Genomic DNA, 2,776 nt, shown 5'->3' on the forward strand with positions numbered 1-2,776 from the left:
ATCTTCACCCGCGGCCAGCCGAGCTGTTCGACGCGGCCGTCGCGCCAGATCCGGGTGCAGTCGTTGAGTGAGCGAAACCCGTCGGGCTCCTCCTGGATGATCAATACGACCGCGAAGTCCTGGAACGCCATCGGCACGTACAGCCACCACATGCCCTCGAAAGGCGGGTCGGCGGGCCGACCGGCGGGCTCGGGTTCGCCGATCGGCCGAATGCCCCAGGACCGGTCGCGGCTGCCGATCCAGGTTGCCGGGTCGATGGCAATTTCCTTGCCGTCCAGGACGATCCGGCCGCTCCAGCTGCCGAGCTGGGCGAAGCGTTGCGCGTTCAACGTCACGCGATTGCCCGAACGCAGGATGTGCGGCTGCTCCTGGACGACGTCGAACAGGCCCTCCCAGGTGAGATCGGCTGCGATGCCCTCGGTTTCGTCGAGGACGATCCGCAGCTTGTGCAGCGGGTCGATGACGTCGACGCGGTAACCGTTGACGTTCTGGTTGAGCCGGTCCTGGTCGACGGCATCGGACAAATGCACCGCGGTCTGGGTGTCGCCGCGGCGGATGAGCAGGAATGCGTCTTTGACCCCGAGGTTGGGGTAGTAACCGATGCCGCTGATCACGAAGATGTCGCCGGTGCGGTCGTGGGCGTTGAAGTAAGAGCGATCGTAGAAATTACGGTCCGAGGAGCCCGGCCACGCGATCGGCTGGGGGACTTGGTGTACCGGGAACTCGTCGAGCGGTCCGAGCATTACTGATCCTCTCCGATAAGACGTTTCATCAGTCCTGAGTGATAGAACAGCGACTCGACGCTGTCAGGTTTCTCGGTCTCGCCGAAGTGCACCCGCCGCGCTCCGGTGCGCATGAACACGCAGGCCCACATGACCCCGGAGTAGACGTAGAACCAGTGCAGGTCGCCGATCTCGACGCCGGTGAGCCGCTGATAGCTAGCCCGGACGTCGTCCTCGCGCATCACCTCAGGCAGGCCGGGCAGTGTCGCCAGACCGGCGAGTTCCTGAAAGACCATGTGCGCATAGATCATCCACGCGACGTCGAGTTCACGCGGACCCAGCGTCACCATTTCCCAGTCCAGCACCGCCACCGGATGGAAGTCGCGGTACAACACGTTGCCCACCCTGGCGTCGCCCCACAGCAGCACCGGCTCGGTGGCCGCCGCTTCCTCCGGCCAGTGGTCCTCCAGCCATTGGAACGTGCGCTCCAACAGCGGTGATCGGCCGATGTCGGGCACCGCAAAGTCATACCAGGACTGCACCCAGTTGAGATGCCTGCGCAGCGCGGAGTCGCCTTCCTGCCCTTCAGCTAAGAAGCCAAACGTCTTCTCCGCGTCCGGGATTGAATGCAGCTTGGCGAGCACCCCGACCGTTGCGTCCTGAAGCTCGCGCTGGCGTTCGGCGGGCGCGTCGGCGAACCAGTTGCCACCAAAGGTGTAGGGCATGACGTCGGGCGGCACCTCGCCGTCGACGTAATCCATCAAAAAGAACGGCGTGCCCAAGACCTCGCCGGTGGATTCCAGCCAGCGCACCCGCGGGACGGGAACATCGGTGATCTCGCCGACTTTGCGGATCACGTCGAATTGGTGGTCGAGTCGATAGGTCGGGAACACCTGGACGTCCCCGGCAGTGGGCGCCACCCGCGCAACCAGCTTTTGCGTAACCGGCTTGCCGTCCTCCTCCCAATGCGCGGTCAGGATGATGGTCTCCGACGACATGCCGGTCGAGTCGATGCCGCCCTCGACGGTGACCTGCGGGGTTGCCCCGCCGGGCAGGACGGTGGACAACCACTGCGACATCACCGCCGGCAGCGTGGTGACGTCGCGGCTCGAGCGCTGCAGTCGGTCGACTTGGTCGAGCACAGGTTCGTTTGGCACAGGTGCCTCCTTCGTGAGGCAATTACGATACGGTGGGTAGCGTTATGAAAGCAGACCCATCCTCGGTTGACAAGGTCTCGGGTGCCGGACGGCCCCGGGACCCGCGCATCGACGCTGCCATATTGACCGCCACCGCGGATCTGCTTGTCCAAATCGGCTATTCGAACCTCACCCTGGCCGCGGTCGCCGAGCGCGCCGGAACCACGAAGACGGCGTTGTACCGACGGTGGTCGAGCAAGGCAGAGCTGGTGCACGAAGCCGCCTTCCCGGTGGCGCCCACCGCGCTGGTGGGCCCGACTCGCGGCATGGCCGCTGACCTGCGCGCGATGATTGCGGCGGCACGCGACGTGTTCACCACCCCGGTGGTGCGCGCCGCGCTGCCCGGCCTGGTCGCCGACATGAGCGCCGACGCCGAGCTCAACGCCCGGGTGATGTCCCGCTTTGCGGGTTTGTTCACCATGGTGCAGGCACGGCTGAGTGAAGCGGTGGATCGCGGTGAGGTGCATCCGGACGTCGATCCGGACCGATTGATCGAGTTGATCGGCGGGGCGACGTTGTTGCGGATGTTGCTTAGCCCGGATGAACCGCTGGACGACGCCTGGGTGGATCAAATCACCGCCATCCTCGTGCACGGCGTTACCCGAGAGGTAGGGTCGGGCCGGTGACCGGGCGACTGGACGGCCGCACGGCGATCGTCACCGGCGCCAGCCGCGGCCTGGGCCGGGCAATCGCTCTGGCACTGGCCGGCGAAGGGGCGGCTGTCGCCGTAGTGGGCCGCACCGAAAATGTTTGGAACGAAAGGCTTCCCGGCACTATCGGTGAGACCGTCGCCGATATCGAGGCATCCGGTGGACGCGCGGTGGCGATCCGAGCCGACCTGCTCGACCGCGACGATAT

The 2,776-nt window shown here is 65.7% G+C and carries 4 protein-coding genes; 2 read left to right on the plus strand and 2 right to left on the minus strand.

From position 1 onward, the window contains the following. Both VGH54_RS16515 and VGH54_RS16520 read right to left on the minus strand, forming a co-directional pair. Positions 1–743, minus strand: a 743-nt coding sequence (locus VGH54_RS16515) for a hypothetical protein (RefSeq protein ID WP_331513147.1), incomplete at its 3' end; no start/stop codon positions are given. Beyond that, entirely contained in the window at positions 743–1,879 is a 1,137-nt protein-coding gene (locus VGH54_RS16520) for a phosphotransferase family protein (protein WP_331513148.1), read from the minus strand. The genes VGH54_RS16520 and VGH54_RS16515, both read right to left, overlap by 1 nt. Before the next feature lie 44 nt (positions 1,880–1,923). Here VGH54_RS16520 and VGH54_RS16525 point away from each other — a divergent pair, with 44 nt between their 5' ends. Beyond that, a complete protein-coding gene (locus VGH54_RS16525) occupies positions 1,924–2,544 on the plus strand; it encodes a TetR/AcrR family transcriptional regulator (RefSeq protein WP_331513149.1) in 621 nt (206 codons plus the stop codon). Beyond that, positions 2,541–2,776, plus strand: a 236-nt coding sequence (locus VGH54_RS16530) for an SDR family NAD(P)-dependent oxidoreductase (protein ID WP_331513150.1), incomplete at its 3' end; no start/stop codon positions are given. The genes VGH54_RS16525 and VGH54_RS16530, both read left to right, overlap by 4 nt.

It is taken from the genome of Mycobacterium sp., from assembly GCF_036488105.1.
Classification (GTDB): domain Bacteria; phylum Actinomycetota; class Actinomycetes; order Mycobacteriales; family Mycobacteriaceae; genus Mycobacterium.

Bases quoted from the DNA above. Each gene is read 5' to 3' on its own strand.
- VGH54_RS16525 (WP_331513149.1), top strand. From the start codon at position 1,924: ATGAAAGCAGACCCATCCTCGGTTGACAAGGTCTCGGGTGCCGGACGG.